The organism is Billgrantia ethanolica, from assembly GCF_021404305.1.
GTDB lineage: Bacteria > Pseudomonadota > Gammaproteobacteria > Pseudomonadales > Halomonadaceae > Halomonas > Halomonas ethanolica.
Genome location: NZ_JABFTX010000001.1, coordinates 797,708 through 817,298, shown reverse-complemented (window position 1 = coordinate 817,298; position 19,591 = coordinate 797,708). Strand labels below are relative to the sequence as shown.

Annotated in this window: 16 protein-coding genes; 3 read left to right on the top strand and 13 right to left on the bottom strand. The window is 64.6% G+C overall.

Features of this window, described 5'->3' with window-relative positions:
* Window positions 1-17: 17 nt before the first annotated feature.
* The 6 genes from HOP53_RS03755 to osmF form a co-directional block, all read right to left on the bottom strand.
* Window positions 18-995 carry an alpha-ketoacid dehydrogenase subunit beta gene (locus tag HOP53_RS03755; protein ID WP_234253981.1) on the bottom strand — a complete coding sequence of 326 codons (978 nt, stop codon included), beginning with the start codon at window positions 993-995 and terminating at the stop codon, window positions 18-20.
* A gap of 1 nt (window position 996) precedes the next feature.
* Window positions 997-2,220, bottom strand: a complete 1,224-nt coding sequence (locus HOP53_RS03750) for a thiamine pyrophosphate-dependent dehydrogenase E1 component subunit alpha (RefSeq protein ID WP_234268749.1) — start codon at window positions 2,218-2,220, stop codon at window positions 997-999.
* A gap of 289 nt (window positions 2,221-2,509) precedes the next feature.
* Entirely contained in the window at window positions 2,510-3,262 is a 753-nt protein-coding gene (locus HOP53_RS03745) for an ABC transporter permease (protein WP_234268748.1), read from the bottom strand.
* Window positions 3,259-4,200: an ABC transporter ATP-binding protein gene (locus HOP53_RS03740; RefSeq protein WP_234268747.1), complete on the bottom strand. Its 942-nt coding sequence runs from the start codon at window positions 4,198-4,200 to the stop codon at window positions 3,259-3,261. The genes HOP53_RS03745 and HOP53_RS03740 overlap by 4 nt, the downstream gene beginning before the upstream one ends.
* Window positions 4,197-5,363, bottom strand: a complete 1,167-nt coding sequence (locus HOP53_RS03735; protein WP_234268746.1) for an ABC transporter permease — start codon at window positions 5,361-5,363, stop codon at window positions 4,197-4,199. Before HOP53_RS03735 ends, HOP53_RS03740 begins: the two co-directional genes overlap by 4 nt.
* A gap of 3 nt (window positions 5,364-5,366) precedes the next feature.
* On the bottom strand, window positions 5,367-6,281 hold the full coding sequence (osmF, locus tag HOP53_RS03730) for a glycine betaine ABC transporter substrate-binding protein OsmF (RefSeq protein ID WP_422677588.1): 915 nt from the start codon (window positions 6,279-6,281) through the stop codon (window positions 5,367-5,369).
* An 80-nt stretch (window positions 6,282-6,361) separates the two neighbouring features.
* Between osmF and HOP53_RS03725 the strand changes: the two genes are divergently transcribed.
* Window positions 6,362-7,354, top strand: coding sequence for a DUF1853 family protein (locus HOP53_RS03725; RefSeq protein ID WP_234268744.1), 993 nt, complete (start codon window positions 6,362-6,364; stop codon window positions 7,352-7,354).
* A 52-nt stretch (window positions 7,355-7,406) separates the two neighbouring features.
* On the opposite strand, the gene cysS is transcribed toward HOP53_RS03725, so the two are convergent.
* Together cysS and HOP53_RS03715 are read right to left on the bottom strand one after the other, a co-directional pair.
* The gene (cysS, locus tag HOP53_RS03720) at window positions 7,407-8,837 is read right to left on the bottom strand and encodes a cysteine--tRNA ligase (RefSeq protein WP_234268743.1); all 1,431 of its coding nucleotides are present in this window, start codon (window positions 8,835-8,837) and stop codon (window positions 7,407-7,409) included.
* Between the two features lies 1 nt (window position 8,838).
* Window positions 8,839-10,518, bottom strand: a complete 1,680-nt coding sequence (locus HOP53_RS03715) for a glutamine--tRNA ligase/YqeY domain fusion protein (protein WP_234268742.1) — start codon at window positions 10,516-10,518, stop codon at window positions 8,839-8,841.
* 169 nt (window positions 10,519-10,687) lie between these two features.
* Here HOP53_RS03715 and HOP53_RS03710 point away from each other — a divergent pair, with 169 nt between their 5' ends.
* Both HOP53_RS03710 and HOP53_RS03705 read left to right on the top strand, forming a co-directional pair.
* A complete protein-coding gene (locus tag HOP53_RS03710) occupies window positions 10,688-11,197 on the top strand; it encodes a peptidylprolyl isomerase (protein WP_234268741.1) in 510 nt (169 codons plus the stop codon).
* 25 nt (window positions 11,198-11,222) lie between these two features.
* Window positions 11,223-11,984 carry a UDP-2,3-diacylglucosamine diphosphatase gene (locus tag HOP53_RS03705; RefSeq protein WP_234268740.1) on the top strand — a complete coding sequence of 254 codons (762 nt, stop codon included), beginning with the start codon at window positions 11,223-11,225 and terminating at the stop codon, window positions 11,982-11,984.
* A 7-nt stretch (window positions 11,985-11,991) separates the two neighbouring features.
* Here the strand turns inward: HOP53_RS03705 and HOP53_RS03700 are convergent, their stop codons facing one another.
* The 5 genes from HOP53_RS03700 to clpX all read right to left on the bottom strand — a co-directional run bounded on the left by HOP53_RS03700 (window position 11,992) and on the right by clpX (window position 19,536).
* Window positions 11,992-13,047 (bottom strand): CobW family GTP-binding protein, encoded by a 1,056-nt coding sequence (locus HOP53_RS03700; protein WP_234268739.1) that lies wholly within the window; start codon window positions 13,045-13,047, stop codon window positions 11,992-11,994.
* A 147-nt stretch (window positions 13,048-13,194) separates the two neighbouring features.
* Window positions 13,195-15,012 (bottom strand): SurA N-terminal domain-containing protein, encoded by a 1,818-nt coding sequence (locus tag HOP53_RS03695; protein WP_234268738.1) that lies wholly within the window; start codon window positions 15,010-15,012, stop codon window positions 13,195-13,197.
* Window positions 15,013-15,252: 240 nt separating this feature from the next.
* Window positions 15,253-15,525, bottom strand: coding sequence for a nucleoid-associated protein HU-beta (gene hupB / locus HOP53_RS03690; protein WP_234268737.1), 273 nt, complete (start codon window positions 15,523-15,525; stop codon window positions 15,253-15,255).
* Between the two features lie 176 nt (window positions 15,526-15,701).
* Window positions 15,702-18,107 (bottom strand): endopeptidase La, encoded by a 2,406-nt coding sequence (gene lon, locus HOP53_RS03685; RefSeq protein ID WP_234268736.1) that lies wholly within the window; start codon window positions 18,105-18,107, stop codon window positions 15,702-15,704.
* Window positions 18,108-18,258: 151 nt separating this feature from the next.
* Window positions 18,259-19,536, bottom strand: a complete 1,278-nt coding sequence (gene clpX / locus HOP53_RS03680) for an ATP-dependent Clp protease ATP-binding subunit ClpX (protein ID WP_010628479.1) — start codon at window positions 19,534-19,536, stop codon at window positions 18,259-18,261.
* Window positions 19,537-19,591: the final 55 nt, after the last annotated feature.

The window sequence follows — 19,591 nt, the reverse complement described above, 5'->3', positions numbered from 1 at the left end:
TGTCCTGATATCGGGCGTCAGAACGCCACGGATGCCTTGATCGCTTCGAAGATCTTGAGGTGATCGGGCAGGTACTCCTTCTCCAGCGTCAGCGGGAAAGGCGTGTCCAGGCCCGTCACCCGTTCGATGGGCGACTCCAGGTACAGGAAGCAGCGTTCCTGGATGGTGGCGGCGATCTCGCCGGCAAAGCCACCGGTGCGCGGTGCCTCGTGGGTAATCACCAGCCGGCCGGTCTTGAGCACAGACTCCACCACGGTATCCTCGTCCCACGGCAGGATGCTGCGCAGGTCGATAACCTCGCAGGAGATGCCCTCCTTCTCGGCCAGCTCCACGGCGCGGTCGATCACCTCCATCTGCGCGCCCCAGCCGAGCACGGTGATGTCGCTGCCCTCCTTGGTAACTTCGGCCTCGCCGATGGGCAGCTGGTAATCCTCCTCGGGCACCTCGCCCACCGCGGCTCGGTAGAGACGCTTGGGCTCGAAGAAGATCACCGGGTCCGGGTCGCGAATGGCCGAGAGCAACAGCCCCTTGGCCTGGTAGGGATTGCGCGGCACCACGACCTTGAGGCCGGGGGTGTGGGCGAAGTAGGCTTCGGGCGACTGCGAATGGTAGAGGCCGCCGGAAATGCCGCCACCGTAGGGCGTGCGGATGGTGAGACCGCCGACGTTGAACAGATCGCCCGAGCGGAAGCGGAACTTGGCGGTCTCGTTGACGATCTGGTCGAAGGCAGGAAAGATGTAGTCGGCGAACTGGATCTCGGCCACCGGCACCGAGCCCTGTGCCGCCAAGCCGTTGGCGAAGCCGATGATGCCCTGTTCCACCAGCGGCGTGTTGAAGCAGCGGGCGCGGCCGTATTTCTCCTGCAGATTGCTGGTGGCGCGGAAGACGCCGCCGAATACGCCCACGTCCTCGCCGAAGCAGAGCACCTTCTCGTCTTCGGCCATGGCGATGTCCAGCGCGTTGTTGATCGCCTGAAGCATGTTCATTCTTGGCATCTCAGGCTCCTCCCTGCTCGTCGCTGGATTTGTGGTCACCACCCGGCCTGACGTCGGGATCGAGCGAGCGGGCGCCCTTTGGATAAGCATCGGGGTGCTTGCGGATGTGGGTCTTGAGGGCATCGAGCTGACGCTGCAGCGCCGGCGTGACGTCGGCATAGACGTCAGTCACCAGACTCTCCAGCGGCGGGGGCGGACGCTTCTCGGCGCGTTTCATGGTTTCGAGCACCTCGCGGCGCAGGCTCTCCTGAAGCTCCTTCTCCTCCTCCTCGCTCCACCAGCCGCCGTCGATCAGCCAGCGCTGCATGCGCAGGATGGGATCCTTCTCGCGCCAGGCCTCCTCCTCCTTGCGCGAGCGATAGCCCGAGGGGTCGTCGGACGAGGAGTGAGCCGCCAGGCGATAGGTCATGGCCTCGATCAGCACCGGCTGGTTCTGCTCCACGGCGATCTTGCGCGCCTCCTGGGTGGCACGATAGACGGCCAGTACGTCGTTGCCGTCGACACGAATCACGTGCATGCGATAGCCGAACGCCCGCGGCGCGATCCCGTCGGCGGCAAACTGCTCGCTGGCCGGCGTCGAGATGGCGTAGCCATTGTTACGACAAAAGAAGATCACCGGCACCTTGTGCACCGACGCCATGTTCAGCGCGGCGTGGAAGTCGCCCTCCGAGGCCGCCCCCTCGCCGAAGAAGGTGATGGTGCAGTGGCCTTCGCCGGCCAGCTTCTGGCCATAAGCGTAGCCGGTGGCCTGGGGGATCTGAGTGGCCAGCGGTGACGAGATCGTCATGTAGTGCAGTTTGCGCGAGCCGTAGTGGATCGGCATCTGCCGGCCCTTGCCGTAGTCGAGTTCGTTGCCAAACAGCTGGTTCATGAACTCGTCGTAGCTGAAGCCGCGATAGACCAGCGCGCCCTGCTCACGATACTGGGCCATGATCATGTCGGCATCATCGAGCGCTGCGGTGGCACCGATCACCGCGGCCTCCTCGCCGGTGCACTGCATGTAGAAGGAGAGCCGGCCCTGACGCTGCGCCGCCATCATGCGCTCGTCGAGCACGCGGGTGACGAGCATGGCACGGTAGATCCTGAGCGCCTTGTCCCGGTCCAGCTCCGGCGCCTCGGCGCCTTCGCACAGGGAACCGTCCTGCTGCAGCAGGCGAAAGGTGGGGATGTGGAATTCGTCGCCGGTCATGAAGCTCGGCGTGTGGACATCGTGTGTTGTTGTCATCTTCCTGGTCCTTGGGTAATGGCAGGAGGAGTGCCGCCCCTCGTGAGGGCAGTGTTGACTCTAATGTAGCCGTCTGCCAGAGGGTCTCTCCAGCAGATCGCCAACGCTGGAAAAGTTGACGTTAACGTAAGATGAATCTAAACGCACCTATTTTGCTGTACACCCCCCCTCTCTACGACGAATGCACTATCACACCAGCGTGTCACAGCCGAACGCTCCGTGAGTACGCCAGCGATCAAGATATCGGCCTGAGTACCGAGGCCCGCGCCGAGCGGGCTTCAGCCACTCTCTAGGCGCGCCGCTGCAAACGCTCGAACAGACTGTCCACGGCCAGCGCCAACAGACCGATCAGCACCGCCCCCTGGACGATGTAGGCGGTATTGCCGTTGACGATGCCGGAAATGATCGGGTCGCCCAGGTTGCTTGCCCCCACGGTGGTGCCCAGAGCGGCGGTGGCGATATTGATGGTGACCGAGGTGCGGATACCGGCAAGGATGAAGGGCGCGGCCAGCGGCAGCTCCACCTGGCGCAGCACCTGCCACGGGGTCATGCCCATGGCGCGGGCCGCTTCATGCACCTGCGGATCGACGCTGTCGATGCCGGCCAGGGTGTTGCGCACGATGGGCAGCAGGCCATATAGCAGCAGCGCCACGATGATGGGCAGCGTGCCGAACCCCAGTGCAGGCACCGCGAGCGCCAGGACAGCCACGGGGGGGAAGGTCTGGCCGATGGAGGCAAGCTGCGACACCAGCGGCAGGAAGTCCCTGCCGAACTCGCGAGTGACGGCCACGGCGGCGGAGACCCCAACGACCACCGCCAGCAGCGAGGCGATGCCCACTACCAGCACGTGCTGCCCCAGCAGGGTCAGAAAATCGGCGCGGCGATAGATCACCTGCCGCAGGTCGGGCTCGAGCAGACGGAACAGCCACTCGAGTTGCCCCATGCCCAGGGTCAGCAGCAGCAGCAGGCTCAGCCACACGATCGGCGCCAGCCACCGCTGCAGCGCCGGGCCCTGTGTCGCCATCAAGCTAGCCGATCTCATGGCACCTTGGCTCCGAGCAGGCGGCGCAGCGACAGCTCGCCGATGGGAATGTCCTCTTCGTCGACCACCGTCAGCCGGTCGACCCGGTGCCAGAGCATGACCGACAGCGCCTGGCTCAATGAAGCGCCGTAGGGAATCCGCTCGCTGGCCAGCAGGCGCGGACCCAGTGGCAGCATGTGCTCGCTGACCTGGATCAGCGCCGCCTCTTTCAGGCCGCGGTCCATGCCGCCCAGCAGCGACTCGACGAAGGGATTGGCCGGTTCGCGCAGCAGATCGATGGGCGTGCCCTGCTGCACGATCCGACCCTGGTGCATCACCACCAGCTTGTCGGCGAGTGCCAGCGCCTCGTCCATGTCGTGGGTAACGAAGACGACCGTCTTGTGCAGGCGCGCCTGCAGCTCGCGCATCTCGCCCTGCAGAGTGGCCCGGGTGATGGGGTCCAGGGCCCCGAAAGGCTCGTCCATCAGCAAAATGTCAGGGTCGGCGGCCAAGGCTCGCGCCACGCCGACACGCTGCGCCTGGCCGCCGGAGAGCTGGCGGGGGTACTTGTCGGCGAACTCCGCCACGGGCAGGCCCAGCAGCTGCATCAGCTCCTCCACCCTGTCGCGCACCTTGCCCTTGGGCCATTTCAGCAGGCGCGGCACCAGGCCGATGTTGCGCGCCACCGTCCAGTGGGGAAACAGCCCAGTACTCTGGATGACGTAGCCGATCCGCCGTCGCAGGGCGACTTCGTCGAAGCTGCGCACCGGCTGGCCGTCGAGATGGATCTCGCCGCCGTCGTGCTCGATCAGGCGATTGATCATGCGCAGGGTGGTCGACTTGCCGCAGCCCGAGGTGCCGACCAGTGCGCACAGCTCGCCCTTCTCGACACGCAGCGTGATATCGTCCACGGCGGTCTCGTCGCCGAAACGCTTGGTCACGTCGAACAGTTCGATCATGCGGCCCCTCCCGGGCGAAGACGTTCACTCAAGGCGCCGAGCAAGGCATCGGCGATCAGCGCCAGTCCGATGATGGGCAAGGCGCCGAGCAGTACCATGTCCATGGCCGCCTGCCCCAATCCCTGGAAAATGAAGGTGCCGAGCCCGCCGGCACCGATCAGCGCCGCCACCGCCGTCAGGCCGATGGCCTGCACGGTGGTGATGCGCACGCCCTCCAGCACCACCGGCAGTGCCAGCGGCAGGCGCACCTGCAAAAAGACCTGGCGTCGGGCCATGCCCATGCCGCGGGCGGACTCGATCACCGCCGGGGCCACCTCTTCCAGGGCGACGAAGATGTTGCGCACCATCGGCAGCAGGCTGTAGCCGAGCAGGGCCAGGAAGGCCGGCGCCCAGCCGATGCCGCTGACCCCCAGCGCCGCCAGCCAATCGACCCGCGCGCCGAGCCAGGCAAGCGGGGCCAGCAGCAGGCCGAACAGCGCCAGGCTGGGGATGGTCTGGAGAAAGTTGAGCACGCCGAAGCCGACACGGCGTACCCCGGTGTGCCTGCGCATGGCCAGCACCAGTAGAGAGGCCACCACCAGGCTGGCCCCCACCGCCGCCCCGACCAGCGCGAGATGTTGCTGGACGGCACTGGCGAACTGGTCGCTGCGGGCGTGGTATTCACGCAGCAGCGCCAGCGGCTCCAGCCACAGTGACAGCGCCAGCCACCAGCCGAGCAGCATCGGCACCAGCAGCAGCCAGCCCAGCGCACGCGACATGCCGAGCCGGGTACGTAGCTCGATCAGCACCAGCAGCAGCAGGAAGAGCAGCAGCCACAGCGCACTGCCGATACCCACCCGTGCCTGGGGCATCTCCGGGTCCACCAGCACCGCCGTCGTCGCCGAGAGCCACAGCGGTAGCAGCGCCAGCAGAGCCATCACCACGCCCAGGGAAAGCGTCAGCCCCTTACGCTGCGGCCGCCAGGCCAGCACCACCACGGCGAGCATGGGCACGGCCATCAGCAGCGCCGGCCAGCCCCCTATCACCTCCAGCGCGGTGTAGGGAGTGCCCGGTACGATACGGTTGGGCGCAACGCTGACGGCGTCCAGCGTCAGCCAGGCAACCGTCGCGGCCAGCATCAGGCTCGACAGGACCCAGTTGGGAGATTGCCTGGTCTCGCCCACGCCTCAGTCCTGCAGCTCGGCCAGATACTCCTCGGCGACTTGGCGCGGATCGAGCCCTTCCACCGCCACCTTGGCATTGAGCTCCTGCAGAATTTCCAGATCGAGGGACTGGAACAGCGGCGCGAGCAGTTCGGCAATCTCCGGGTAGGCCTCGAGCACTTCCTCGCGCACCACCGGCGCCGGCTGATAGACCGGCTGCACCCCGAGCGTATCCTCCAGCACCACCAGGTCGAGCGCGCTGAGCCCGCCGTCGGTGCCGTAGGTCATGGCGGCATTCACCCCGCTGGTCTGCTGGGCGGCGGCACGCATGGTAGCGGCGGTATTGCCGCCGGAGAGCACCAGCAGCTGATCGCTGCTCAGCTCGAAGCCATAGGCCTGCTGAAACGCCGGCAGTGCCTGTTCGGACTCGACGAATTCGGCGCTGGCGGCGAACTTGAACTCCCCGCCGCCGTCGAGATACTCGGCCAGGTCCTCGAGGGTCTCGAGGCCATGCTCCCGGGCCAGGTCGCCGCGCACGCTCATGGCCCAGGTATTGTTGGCCTGGGCCGGCGCAAGCCACACCAGACCGTTCTCGGCGTCTCGTTCACGCACCGTTTCGAAAGCGCTCTCGGCATCGTGCCAGACATCGCTGTCGGTCATGTCGAAGAAGAAGGCCCCGTTGCCGGTGTACTCGGGATAGAGGTCGATCTCGCCGTTCAGCAAGGCCTGCCGGACGATGCTGGTGGCGCCGAGCTGCAGCCTGTCCTGCGTCGGGATGCCGCCCTGCTCCAGGCGCTGAATGATCAGCTGCCCCAGCACCGAGCCCTCGGTATCGATCTTGGAAGATACCGTGACCGGGTCACCGGCATGCACGCCGACGGCGAAAAGCAGCGAACCGGCCGTCACGGCCGCCACAGACAAGTAGCGTTTCATGATCATCACCATCCTATGGGTATGTCGGTAGAGTATAAGGCGTGTACAGTTTGACTGTCAGACCCGTTCTCAACGCGGAGCTCCCCATGGATGCGGACGGTACCGCCCTGCTCGCCCGTTGCCATCACCCCCTGGTGCGCGATCTGGCCTGGATCGTCATGGCGCCGGACCTGATCGCCATGCCCTGGCCCGGACGCCCGAGCCGGGCGGACTTCGGCCTCGAACGGGACGAGCGTCTGCTGGCCTACCTCGACGAACTGGAAGCCAACCCCGAGGGCCTCGAGCGCCGGGCGGGCAGCACCGTCGATGGCCGCATGGGCCACTATCACGAGCGCCTGTGGCAATTTCTGCTCGACACTGCGCCGGGCACCCGTCTGCTCGCCAGCAATCTTCGCATTCACCAGGGCAAACGCACCCTGGGGGAGCTCGACCTGCTCTACCGCCGTCGCCACGACCCCACGCCCATTCATCTCGAAGTGGCCATCAAGTTCTACCTGGGCCTGCCGCAAGGCCCCGGCCCGAACGACGGCCAGGCACGCTGGATCGGTCCCGGCGGCGCCGACAGCCTCGCCACCAAGCGCGAGCATATGGACCGTCATCAACTGCGTCTGACCGAGCATGCCGAGACCCGGCAGACCATCCACCAGCACACCCAGCCCCGCGACATCGGCCCCGCACGGACGGAGACGATAAGGCAACAGTTGGCGATGCCCGGCGTGCTGTTCTATCCCTGGCACCGGCCGCTGCCGGCACCGCACGAGGCAACGACCGATCATCTGCGCGGCGAGTGGCTCCACTGGCGCGACTGGCGGCGACTGCGCGACGGACTGAGGCGGGACACCCGCGCCGCCTGGCTGGTCAAGCCGCACTGGCTGGCGCTGCCGCGGGACGAGGCCTTCCTGCCGTTGGACGACGTCGAGGCGCGTCTGGCGCAGCATTTCTCACGGCCCGCCTCGCCGGTGCAGATTGCACTGCTCGGCTCCGCCGGCCCGGGCAGCGCTCGTCGACGGCTGTTCGTCGTCGACGACAGCTGGCCATTGCAGATACCGCTGCCGCCCTACCCGCGCACGCCCAGGTGAAACGACAACGCCCGGCCAGAGGCCGGGCGTATGCGTACTGCAGGCACGAGGCTCACTGCTCGGGTGGCTCGTAGACCCAGCTCGTTCCCTCGCGGGAATCCTTGAGCACGATACCGAGTGCGGCGAGCTCGTCGCGGATGCCGTCGGCGGCGGCGAAGTCCTTGGCCTGCTTGGCCTCGGCACGCTGGGCGATGCGCGCTTCGATCTGCTCTTCGCTCAGCGGCAGCGCCGCCTGGTTGCCCTTGAGGAAGGCCTGTGGATCCTGGCCGAACAGCCCCAGTACGCCGCCCAGACGACGCAGCTCTTGCGCCAGGCCTGACGCAAGAGCTGGCGCCTCCTTCTTGGCCCGGTTCAGTTCGCGGGCCAAGTCGAAGAGCACCGACAACGCCTCGGCGGTATTGAAGTCGTCGTCCATGGCGACGATGAAGCGGTCTTCGAAGTCATCATAAACAGCTTTGGCGAGCGCACGCTCGTTCTGAATGGTTTTCTCATCTTTTCCACCCACCCCAACGCCATCCAAGGCATTGTAGAACCGCTCCAGGGACTTGCGGGCATCCGCCAGCGACTCCGGGGCGTAGTTGATCGGGCTGCGGTAGTGGCTCGCCACCAGCAGGTAGCGCACCACTTCCGGGTCGTGGACTTCGAGCACCTCGCGGATGGTGAAGAAGTTGCCCAGCGACTTGGACATCTTCTCCTGGTTCACCCGCACCGCCCCGGCGTGCATCCAGGTATTGACGTAAGGCTTGCCGGTGGCCGCCTCGCTCTGGGCGATCTCGTTCTCGTGGTGCGGAAAGGTCAGGTCCGGGCCGCCGCCGTGGATGTCGAAGGTATCCCCCAGGCAGCAGGTCGACATCGCCGAGCACTCGATGTGCCAACCGGGGCGCCCCTCGCCCCAGGGCGAGGGCCAGCTCGCCTCGCCGGGCTTGGCCGCCTTCCACAGCACGAAGTCGAGGGGGTCCTCCTTGTGCTCGTCGACCTCGACCCGGGCGCCAGCGCGCATCTCGTCGGGATTGCGGTTGTTGAGCTTGCCGTAGCCCTCGAACTTGCGCACCCGGTAGTAGACGTCGCCGTTGGCGGCCGGATAGGCATAGCCCTTGTCGATCAGGGTCTCGACCATGGCGATGATCTCGCTCACGTGGCCGGTGGCCCGCGGCTCGCGGTCCGGGCGCAGCACGCCGAGGCGCGCCTCGTCCTCGTGCATGGCGGCGATCATGCGCTCGGTGAGCGAGGCGATGGTCTCGCCGTTCTCGTCGGCCCGCTTGAGGATCTTGTCGTCGATGTCGGTGATGTTGCGCACGTAGGTGACGTCGAAGCCGCGCCAGCGCAGGTAGCGGGTGACCACGTCGAACGCCACCATCACCCGGGCGTGGCCCAGGTGGCAGTAGTCGTACACGGTCATGCCGCAAACGTACATGCGCACCTTGCCCGGCTCGATCGGGGTGAATGGCTCCTTGCGGCGGGTCAGCGTGTTGTAGATCTGCATGTCAGCCCTTCTTCTGTATCTTTGCCCAACTGTCCTTCAACCCGACGGTGCGGTTGAACACCAGCTTGCCGTCGCGGCAAGCGTGACGGTCGGCACAGAAGTAGCCCACCCGCTCGAACTGATAGCGCGACTCGGGGGCGGCATCGGCCAGGCTCGGTTCGCCCATGGCCTGACAGACCTGCAGCGACTCGGGGTTGAGATGCTCGAGGAAGTCGGCGTCCTTGTCCTTGTCCGGCTGCTCGACCAGGAACAGATTGTCGTACAGACGCACCTCCATCGGCACCGCATGGCTGGCGCTGACCCAGTGGATCACGCCCTTGACCTTGCGCCCTTCGGGGTTCTTGCCCAGGGTGTCGAAATCCACCGAGCAGCGCAGCTCCACGATCTCGTCGCTGGCGTCCTTCACCACCTCGTCGCAGCGGATCACATAGGAGTTGCGCAGGCGCACCTCCTGCCCCGGCGCCAGGCGGAAGAACTTCTTCGGCGGCTCCTCCATGAAGTCGTCACGGTCGATGTAGAGCTCGCGGGTGAAGGGCACGCGGCGCAGCGCCATGTCCTCACGGGCCGGATGGCCCGGCACCTCGTAGACCTCCTCGTGGGACTCCGGCACGTTGGTCAACACCACCTTGAGCGGATTCAGCACGCACATGGCACGCGGGGCGTTGTCCTCCAGATCCGAACGGATGGCATGGTAGAGCATGGCAATGTCGACCAGACCGCCGTCGGCGCGGGTCACGCCGATCATCTCGCAGAACTTGCGGATCGACGCCGGGGTATAGCCGCGCCGACGCATGCCGGATATGGTCGGCATGCGCGGGTCGTCCCAGCCGTCGACGATGCCCTCATCCACCAGCAGCTTGAGCTTGCGCTTGGAGGTGAGGGTGTAGTTCATGTTGAGCCGGGCGAACTCGATCTGGCGCGGCTTGCACGGCACCGGCAGGTTGTCGAGGAACCACTCGTAGAGCGGGCGGTGGTCTTCGAACTCCAGGGTGCAGATGGAGTGCGTCACCCCCTCGATGGCATCCGTCTGACCATGGGCGAAATCGTAGGAGGGATAGATCTTCCAGGTGTCACCGGTCTGGTGGTGATGGGCATGACGAATGCGATAGAGAATCGGATCGCGCAAATTGATGTTGGGCGAGGCCATGTCGATCTTGGCCCGCAACACCTTCTCACCCTCGTTGAACTCGCCGGCCCGCATGCGCTCGAGCAGGTCGAGGTTCTCCTCGACGCTGCGCTCGCGCCAGGGGCTCGGACGGCCCGGCGCGGTCAGCGTGCCGCGGTATTCGCGGATCTCGTCGGGCGAGAGATCGTCCACGTAGGCCTTGCCCTCGCGAATCAGATGCTGCGCCCAGGCGTAGAGCTGATCGAAGCAGTCGGAGGCGTAGCGCACCGGCCCCGCCCACTCGAAGCCGAGCCAGCTGACGTCCTCCTTGATGGCGTCGATGTAGGCTTGCTCTTCCTTGGCCGGGTTGGTGTCGTCGAAGCGCAGGTGACAATCCCCACCGAACTGCTCGGCCAGGCCGAAGTTGAGACAGATGGACTTGGCGTGCCCCACATGCAGAAAACCGTTGGGCTCCGGCGGGAAGCGGGTGACGACCTTGTCGGCACGACCGGCCTCGATCTCGTCGCGGATCTGGTTGCGGATGAAATTCGGCGCACTGGCGTTTTCTGTGGTCATGTTGTTGCGGCAAACCTCTGGTTGGATCGCGAGTCTGGGTGGGCCCGAAATGTCGATGAACCCGACACGCTTCGCGCATCGATGCAAAACGGCTATTATAACGCCACGCCCATGCACGGCGCCAAGGCGCGCTCCTATCTCTCAGGCAACTTCCTCACAGGAAATTCCGATGATCATTCTCGAGACCAGCTTCGGCGACATCGCCATTACTCTGAATCACGAACAGGCGCCCAAGACCGCAGCCAATTTCGAGCAGTACGTACGCGACGGCCACTACGACGGCACCCTGTTTCATCGCGTCATTCCCGGCTTCATGATCCAGGGCGGCGGCTTCGATCAGAACTTCGACCAGAAACCGACCAACGATCCGATCGAAAACGAGGCCGACAACGGGCTGAAGAACCTGACCGGCACCCTGGCCATGGCCCGCACCCAGGATCCCCACTCCGCCACCGCCCAGTTCTTCATCAACGTGGCCGAGAACGACTTCCTCAACCATAGCGGCAAATCGCTGCAGGGCTGGGGCTACTGCGTATTCGGCGAAGTGGCGGAGGGCATGGATGTAGTCGAGCGCATCACTGCCGTGGAAACCACCCGCCGCGGAATGCATGCCGACGTACCTGCCGAGGACGTGATCATCGTGCGCGCCTACGTCAAGGACGAAGCAAACGCCAGCTGAGCCACAGCCAACCACGGGATAGCTCATGAGTTCTACCCTGCTGATCTCCGACCTGCATCTGCACCCCGGTGCGCCCGAGGTCACCGAAGGGTTCCTCGGCTGGCTCGAGCGCAGAGCCCGCGGCGTCGATGCACTCTACATTCTGGGTGACTTCTTCGAGGCCTGGATCGGCGACGATCTGCTCGATCACGCTGACCAGGATCCCAGCGGCACCGGCAAGCTGGCCCTGAGAGTGGCCGCCGCCCTGCGCCGCCTGAGCGACGAGGGCACCCAGATCTACCTGATGCACGGCAACCGCGACTTCCTGCTCGGCCACCGCTTCGCTGCCGCCTGCGGGGCCAAGCTCGTCACCGATCCGGCGGTGCTGCGCTTCGCCGACGAGCCGGTACTGCTGATGCACGGCGACAGCCTATGCACTCGCGACGAGGCCTACATGACCTTTCGCGAACAGGCCCGCAGCCAGGCCTGGCAGGAGCAGGTGCTGGCCATGCCGCTGGCCGACCGCCTGCAGCTGGCCACCGCCCTGCGTCAGCAGTCCGGCGAAGCGACCTCGAACAAGGCCGAGGACATCATGGACGTCACTCCGGAGGAAGTCGTGCGCACCATGCGCGACTACGGCGTGACGACCCTGATCCACGGCCACACCCACCGCCCCGCCGTGCATGAGCTCGAGGTCGACGATCTCTCGGGTCGCCGTATCGTGCTGGGCGATTGGCAGCCCGGTAAGGGCTGGGAAATCGAGATCGGCCCCGATGGGGACCCCACCCTGCGGGAAATCGCTCTCTGAAGCCAGCTCAAGGCAGCGCATCGACCTCTTCGCCGCTGACACGACAGGCGTGAATGGCGGCGAGAAGGTCATCTGCCGGCGGCATTACTGCCGCCTCGCCGATAACCTCCAGGCGCGAGTCCTGACGCCAGGCACTGACAGTCAGGCTCGCTGCCCCCTCGCCCCGGTTGTAGAGCCGCCACCCCGCATCGGTATGCAGCACTCCCTTCACGCGCAGCCCCGACGGCAAGCGATCCAGCACCAGGGTCAGGCGGTCGAGATCGAACACCTCAGCGGGACTCCAGCGCCATCCCAGCGTGTGGTAGCCCAGGGCCTGGCCGCTCGCCGCCTCCGGGTGGCCTGGCTGAGGCGCCTGCGTAACGAACTCATCCAGCACCAGCATCTGAGCGCCAGGATCGCGCAGCGACGCATGTCGATCGTTCACGCTCCCAGCCGCCGGTGAGTGGTGGCAGCCACTTTCCATCAACACGTTCACATCCAGCTCGCCATGGGCAGCGTATGCTACCCACTTCTTGGGCGGCCAGAGCTGCTGCACGAAGGCTTCGGCAGCGGCAACCGCCTGCGGCCCGGCACGGTCGGTCATGGTCAAGACGACGGCGTCGGCCATGGTCAACTGGTCGTTGAAGGTGTCGTGCTCGCGCGCCCGGGGATCGTCGAGCCGGGCCGGATCGAGCAGCGCCACAATGTCCTGCACCACCAGCACGTCGGCAAAGGCTTCGCTGCGCAGCGTATCGAGCAGACCGGCAGGATGCCCGAGCCCCGAGGGCTCGATGAGCAGCCGGTCGGGGCGATGACGGTGTAGCAGGTTGACCAGCGTGGCCTGCAGCACGAAAGCCAGCTGGCAGCATAGGCAGCCACCGGGAAGCGCCTTCACGATCACGTCGTCCCGCGACTCGAACATCGTCTGATCGATGCCGACCTGACCGAACTCGTTGATCAGTACCGCCCACCGCTCGCCAGCCGGCTTGTGCTCGATCAGACGGCGTATCAGCGTGCTCTTGCCGCTACCCAGAAAACCGGTGAAGAGATGTACGGGTATCGATCTTAGCGGCGTCGTGGCCATGAGCGCTCCTGTGGAACTTATTGTTATAGAATAACACAAAGATCAGCCAAGGCCGCAACTTATAGAGAGGAAGATAACGGTATAAAACGATGGTATAGGTAAGGGGGCATTGCCCCCTTACCGGTCTTGCATGACAAGCAGACGCACTCAGCGACGGGTGATCTCAGACGTCTCCCGTAGATGGCTGCGCAGTCCCTCAACGGCTGCTTGAGCGCGCAGCTGTTCAGCCATTCGTGCTACGAAGGCATCGACTTGCTCGTCCGGCTCGCCGCTGGCGACTTCATCCAGGGCGATCAGGATGACCCTCTCCCCGTCGCTGGTGTGGCCGAACACAGCCTCGCCCGCCTCGGGATGCGGCAGTCGGAAGGCGGCCTGGAGCACGGAACGCGGCACATTGTCCCGTTGGCGGGTGGCCCCTTCGACCTGCTGCCAGTCAAGCTCCAGCTCCTCTCCGGCGCGAAGACGTTCCACCTGCTGGCGCGCCACGTCGAGCAGCCTCTCACGCTGCTTAATGCGGGTTACGGATGCCGCCACACGCTCGCGCACCTCTTCGAGCGGCAGCACGGTGGCCTCGCGATGCTCGGCGACCCGCAACACCATGCGACGATCGTCGTCGAGCTCTATGACTTCGCTGTTGAAGCCCTCGACCAGCACATCCTCGCTGAACGCCTCACTCATCACGCCCGGCTCGGAGAGTATGCCCTCGCCGCCCTCACGCGACACCCAGTCGGTTTCGTGGAGCTCGAGCTCCAGCCCATCGGCCACGCTGGCCAGGTCATCGGCAGCGAAGCTCTCATCGATCAAGGATTGAACGCGACGGTTGAAATCGCCGGTGACCTGATCGAGCGCCAGTTCACGGGCGATATCGTCGCGCATCTCATCGAGGGACGGTTGGTCAAGCCCCGTGACCTTGATCAGGTGCAGGCCGCTGCTGGTTTCCACGATGCCGGAGACCTGGCCGGGAGCGAGCGAGAAGGCCGCGTCGTCGAAGGCATCGCCGAAGAAGCCACGACTGATCACGCCGAGATCGCCGCCCTGCTCGGCGGACGCAGGATCGTCGGAGTACTGGAGCGCCAGGGCCTCGAAGTCATCGCCCTCGGCCAGTCGCTGGCGAACGGCTTCCAGTCGCTCCACGGCTTCTTCACGGGTGCGCTCGCCATCGTGCGTGGCCATGATGTGGGAAACGCGCCGATCGGCGTCTCGACCGCGGTTCTGCCACTCCTGACGCAGTGCCTCCTCATCCACCTCGACCTGGCCGGCCATCTCCTGGCGATCGACGACCACGTACTCAAGGCGTACCTGTTCCGGCCGCTGGTAGTTCTCGCGATGCTCTTCGTAGTAGGCGAGCAGCTCCTCCTCGCTGACCTCCACCGGCTCGTCGAGCGCATCTGCGCCGAGCGCATGGTAGCGGAAGCTGCGCACCTGAGCCTGCAGCGCCGCCAGGCTTTCGCGCTCGCCGTCGAGGACGAAGTCGCTAAGCGCCAGACCCTGCTGCAACTGCTGACGCTTGAGGTCGATGCGAAGTGCGGCGCGGAAAGCGGTCGGCGTAAAGCCAGCACTGGCCAGACGATTGCGGAACAGGTCGGTATCGAAGCGGCCGCTCTGATCCTGGAACTCGGGCAAGGTCACGATGACCTGGTCGAGCTGCTCATCGGAGAGATAAAGCCCGCCATCCTCGGCAAAGGCGAGTAACAGGCGCTCGCCGATCATCTCGTCGAGTACCTGGCCGCGCAGAGCCCGCTCCTGCTCGGGCGGCACCTGACCGGAGCGGATCGCACGCTGCACCTCCATCTCCAGCTCCTGGCGAGTGATGGATTGGCCGTTGACCTTGGCGACCTCGTCGCCACCACCACCGAACAGCCCCACCAGGGACTCGACACCGAACAGCGCCATGGTGACGACCACGGCACCCACGATGATCTTGGCACCCCAACTCCTGGAGCGGTCACGAATACTTTGCAGCATGCAGGCCTCGGTAACTGATTGTTGGCTGGCAGTGGGGCCATATTATACGGTGGCCAGGCCTCGCGGACCATGGCTGTACCGCGCGGCTCGTCAGCGATGCCGGAAGTCGCTCCCGGCAACGCCGCCCATTAGACGCATCCACCAAAAAATAAGGCGCATCGCCAAAGCGATGCGCCTGATGGTTTGCTTCCGACGCTTGGTCGCCCGCTACCGGGCTGACGGAGCAAACAATCCGTTGACTCAGTTGACGGAGTCCTTCAGCGCCTTGCCAGCCTTGAAGGACGGCACCTTGGCTGCACTGATCTGGATCGGCTGGCCGGTCTGCGGGTTGCGGCCAGTACGGGCGGCACGCTCCTTCACCGAGAAAGTACCAAACCCGACGAGTGAAACGCTATCCCCTTTCTTGAGGCTCTCGGTAACGGTATCGACCATGGCATCCAGTGCACGAGACGCAGCAGCCTTAGGAATATCGGCAGACGCGGCGATGGCTTCGATCAGCTCGGATTTGTTCACACTTCACCCCTTGACGGTTTCAGTAAATGGCTCTAATCGGCGTGCCTTTCGCCCGGCAACACGATCACAGCACGGCTGGCAGTTTATAGCAATGCTGTAAAAGAGGTGTCAAGCAACTGCGGCGCCAAGCCGCGCCATAGCGAGGTTTTCTTCTCGAAATGGCACGGCAATTATCGTTAATGTGTACTGATCATCGTTGAAGAAGAAGCCGAATCATCCGTTCGGGATTCTTCCCCGCTGGTATCGGAATTTGCAACCAGCGCCGACGCCAGTACCTCGTCGATCCAACGGACTGGCCGGATATCCAGCGCATCCTTGATATTATCCGGAACCTCCTTGAGGTCACGGCGGTTCTCTTCCGGAATTAGCACGATCTTTATACCACCGCGCCGTGCCGCCAGCAATTTCTCCTTCAACCCTCCGATCGGCATCACCTCGCCACGCAAATTCACCTCGCCGGTCATGGCCAGATCGCAGCGAATGGGTCGTCCGGTATAGGCGGAGACCATAGCAGTCACCATGGCGATGCCGGCGCTGGGACCGTCCTTGGGCGTAGCACCTTCCGGCACGTGAATATGCAGGTCTTCCTTCTCGAAGCGCTCGGGCTCGATGCCCAGCGACTCGGCGCGAGCACGCACCACGGTATGCGCCGCGCTGACCGACTCCTTCATCACGTCGCCCAGCGAGCCGGTCTTGTTGATACGGCCCTTGCCGGGAGTAACCACCGACTCGATGTTCAGCAGCTCCCCGCCAACCGAGGTCCAGGCCAAGCCGGTCACGCGCCCCACCTGGTCCTCCTTGTCGGCCAGACCGTAGCTGTAACGACGCACCCCGGCATATTTCTCTATGTCGGCTGCGGCGAGGAACACCGGCGCCTGAGCTCCTTTGCCTTCGTATTCGAGCCGTTCGCGAAGCACCTTGCGGCATACCTTGGCGATCTGCCGCTCGAGCTCGCGCACGCCCGCTTCGCGAGTGTAGTAGCGAATCAGCTCCAGCAGCGACTCATCGGAAAAGGCGAGCTCGTCCTCCTTGAAGCCGGCCGCCCGGAGCTGCTTCGGCACCAGGTAGCGCCGGGCAATGGCGAGCTTCTCGTCCTCGGTGTAACCCGGCAGCCGAATCACCTCCATGCGGTCCAGCAGCGGACCGGGAATGTTCATCGAGTTGGCGGTACAGATGAACATCACCTCCGAGAGATCGTAATCGAGCTCCAGATAGTGATCGTTGAACTTGTCGTTCTGCTCCGGATCGAGCACTTCCAGCAGCGCCGAGGCGGGGTCACCGCGGTGGTCCATGCCGAGCTTGTCGACTTCGTCGAGCAGGAACAGCGGGTTCTTCACCCCGGCCTTGCTCATGCGCTGGATCAGCTTGCCTGGCAGCGAACCGATGTAGGTGCGGCGATGGCCGCGGATCTCGGATTCGTCACGCACGCCGCCGAGCGCAAGGCGCACGTACTTGCGGTTGGTGGCGCGTGCGATCGACTGGCCGAGCGAGGTCTTGCCCACTCCGGGCGGCCCCACCAGACACAGCACGGGACCCTTGAGCTTCTTGACTCGCTTCTGCACGGCCAGATATTCGAGGATGCGCTCCTTGACCTCCTCGAGGCCGTAGTGATCCTCGTCGAGCACCTTGTGAGCATGCGGCAGGTCGTGCTTGACCCGGGTGCGCTTCTTCCACGGCACGCCCACCATCCAATCAAGGTAGGAGCGCACCACCGTGGCTTCCGCCGAGCTCGGCGACATCATCTTGAGCTTACCCAGCTCCTGCAGCGCCTTCTCCCACGCCTCCTTGGGCATGCCCGACTCTTCGATGGCAGCCTCGTACTTCTCGGCCTCATTGGGCACGTTCTCGAGCTCGCCCATCTCCTTCTGGATGGCCTTCATCTGCTCGTTGAGATAGTACTCGCGCTGGGACTTCTCCATCTGGTCCTTGACCCGCGAGCGGATACGCTTCTCCACCTGGAGCAGGTCGATTTCCGACTCGATCAGCGCCATCAGATGCTCGATACGGTCACGCACGCGATCCATTTCCAGCAGCTGCTGCTTGTCGTGGATCTTGAGCGAGAGGTGAGCGCAGATGGTATCGACCAGACGGCTGGGGTCCTCGATGCCCGAGAGCGAGTTGAGAACTTCGTTGGGCACCTTCTTGGACAGCTTGACGTACTGCTCGAACTGATTGAGCAGCACGCGTACCAGCGCCTCCTGCTCACGCTCCGTCAAGGGCTCGCTGTCGCGCAGCACCGCATCCGCCATGCTGTGTCCGCCGTCGGCATGGTGGACCTCGCGCAGGTCGGCCCGTGAGACACCCTCGATCAATACCTTGACGGTGCCATCCGGCAGCTTGAGCAACTGCATGATCTCGGCAATGGTGCCGATGGTGAAGAGGTCGTCGGTACCGGGATCGTCCTGGCCGGCTTCGCGCTGGGCTACCAGCAATACGCGCTTGTCGGCAGCCATGGCGGCGTCGAGCGCCTGGATCGACTTCTCCCGGCCGACGAACAGGGGAATGACCATCTGCGGATATACGACCACGTCGCGCAGTGGCAGGAGGGGCAGACTGAGAGTCTGAACGGCGTTCTGCTGCATCGCAGACGTTCCTCAAACAGAAATCGGTGAATACAGGGGGTGTGGGGGCAGCACACCCCCTTTGCAAGGGGGCGCGGTCGACCTGCATGAAAAAGGGGCCGCCCGAGCGACCCCTTTTCGTCACGGGCGTGACGGCAACTGCCGGACGGTCTCAGCCGTCGGTGCCGTCAACCCGCTGGTCCTGCTGGGAATAGATCAGCAGCGGTTCGCTGTCCCCGGCGATGACCGAAGCATCGATGACCACCTTGGTCACCCCCTCCATGGAGGGAATCTCGTACATGGTGTCGAGCAGAACCGACTCGAGGATGGAGCGCAAGCCACGCGCCCCGGTCTTGCGCGCCATGGCCTTGGCCGCCACCGCACGCAGCGCGTCCTCGCGGAACTCCAGCTCCACGCCTTCCATGTCGAACAGGCGGGCGTACTGCTTGACCAGGGAGTTCTTGGGCTCGGTCAGGATCTGAATCAGCGCGTCTTCGTTGAGCTCGGTGAGGGTGGCAATCACCGGCAGACGACCGACGAACTCGGGAATCAGGCCGAACTTGACCAGATCCTCCGGTTCGACGTCGGCGAGCAGGTCGCCCACGCCCTTGGTCTCGTCCTTGCTCTTGACCACGGCGCTGAAGCCGATACCGCCCTTCTCGGCGCGGTCACGGATGACCTTGTCGAGGCCGGCGAAGGCGCCCCCCACGATGAACAGGATGTTACCGGTGTCCACCTGCAGAAACTCCTGCTGGGGGTGCTTGCGCCCTCCCTGCGGCGGCACGGAAGCCGTGGTACCCTCGATCAGCTTCAGCAGTGCCTGCTGCACGCCCTCGCCCGACACGTCGCGGGTGATCGAGGGGTTGTCCGACTTGCGCGAGATCTTGTCGATCTCGTCGATGTAGACGATGCCGCGCTGGGCCTTCTCTACATCGTAGTCGCACTTCTGCAGCAGCTTCTGGATGATGTTCTCGACGTCCTCACCAACGTAACCCGCTTCGGTCAGGGTGGTGGCGTCGGCGATGGTGAAGGGCACGTTGAGCAGGCGTGCCATGGTCTCGGCCAGCAGCGTCTTGCCGCTGCCGGTAGGACCGATCAGCAGAATATTGGACTTGCCGAGCTCGACGTCGTCGCCCTTGATGCCGGCGCGCAGACGCTTGTAGTGGTTGTATACGGCCACGGACAGCACCGTCTTGGCGCGATCCTGACCGATGACGTATTCGTCCAGGGTGCGACGAATCTCGCGGGGAACGGGCAGGCGCTCCTCATCGCTCTCGGCATCGGCATCGAGAACTTCCTCGCGAATGATGTCGTTGCACAGGTCGACACACTCGTCGCAGATATAGACGGACGGGCCTGCAATCAGCTTGCGCACCTCGTTCTGATTCTTGCCACAGAACGAGCAGTAAAGCAGCTTGCCGCCTTCGTCCTTGCCTTTGCCGTCGGCCATTCGCGTACCTCTGTCACTTCGGCGGCCCGATCGGCCGCCGCTAATCACGTAGTTG

Excerpts from the sequence above, each read along its gene's own strand:
- osmF (WP_422677588.1), bottom strand. The coding sequence starts at position 6,281 with ATGATCATGAAACGCTACTTGTCTGTGGCGGCCGTGACGGCCGGTTCG.
- cysS (WP_234268743.1), bottom strand. The coding sequence starts at position 8,837 with ATGCAGATCTACAACACGCTGACCCGCCGCAAGGAGCCATTCACCCCG.
- HOP53_RS03745 (WP_234268748.1), bottom strand. The coding sequence starts at position 3,262 with ATGAGATCGGCTAGCTTGATGGCGACACAGGGCCCGGCGCTGCAGCGG.
- HOP53_RS03705 (WP_234268740.1), top strand. The coding sequence starts at position 11,223 with ATGAGTTCTACCCTGCTGATCTCCGACCTGCATCTGCACCCCGGTGCG.
- HOP53_RS03740 (WP_234268747.1), bottom strand. The coding sequence starts at position 4,200 with ATGATCGAACTGTTCGACGTGACCAAGCGTTTCGGCGACGAGACCGCC.
- HOP53_RS03750 (WP_234268749.1), bottom strand. The coding sequence starts at position 2,220 with ATGACAACAACACACGATGTCCACACGCCGAGCTTCATGACCGGCGAC.
- HOP53_RS03725 (WP_234268744.1), top strand. The coding sequence starts at position 6,362 with ATGGATGCGGACGGTACCGCCCTGCTCGCCCGTTGCCATCACCCCCTG.
- clpX (WP_010628479.1), bottom strand. The coding sequence starts at position 19,536 with ATGGCCGACGGCAAAGGCAAGGACGAAGGCGGCAAGCTGCTTTACTGC.
- HOP53_RS03695 (WP_234268738.1), bottom strand. The coding sequence starts at position 15,012 with ATGCTGCAAAGTATTCGTGACCGCTCCAGGAGTTGGGGTGCCAAGATC.
- HOP53_RS03710 (WP_234268741.1), top strand. The coding sequence starts at position 10,688 with ATGATCATTCTCGAGACCAGCTTCGGCGACATCGCCATTACTCTGAAT.
- lon (WP_234268736.1), bottom strand. The coding sequence starts at position 18,107 with ATGCAGCAGAACGCCGTTCAGACTCTCAGTCTGCCCCTCCTGCCACTG.
- HOP53_RS03715 (WP_234268742.1), bottom strand. The coding sequence starts at position 10,518 with ATGACCACAGAAAACGCCAGTGCGCCGAATTTCATCCGCAACCAGATC.
- HOP53_RS03755 (WP_234253981.1), bottom strand. The coding sequence starts at position 995 with ATGCCAAGAATGAACATGCTTCAGGCGATCAACAACGCGCTGGACATC.
- HOP53_RS03700 (WP_234268739.1), bottom strand. The coding sequence starts at position 13,047 with ATGGCCACGACGCCGCTAAGATCGATACCCGTACATCTCTTCACCGGT.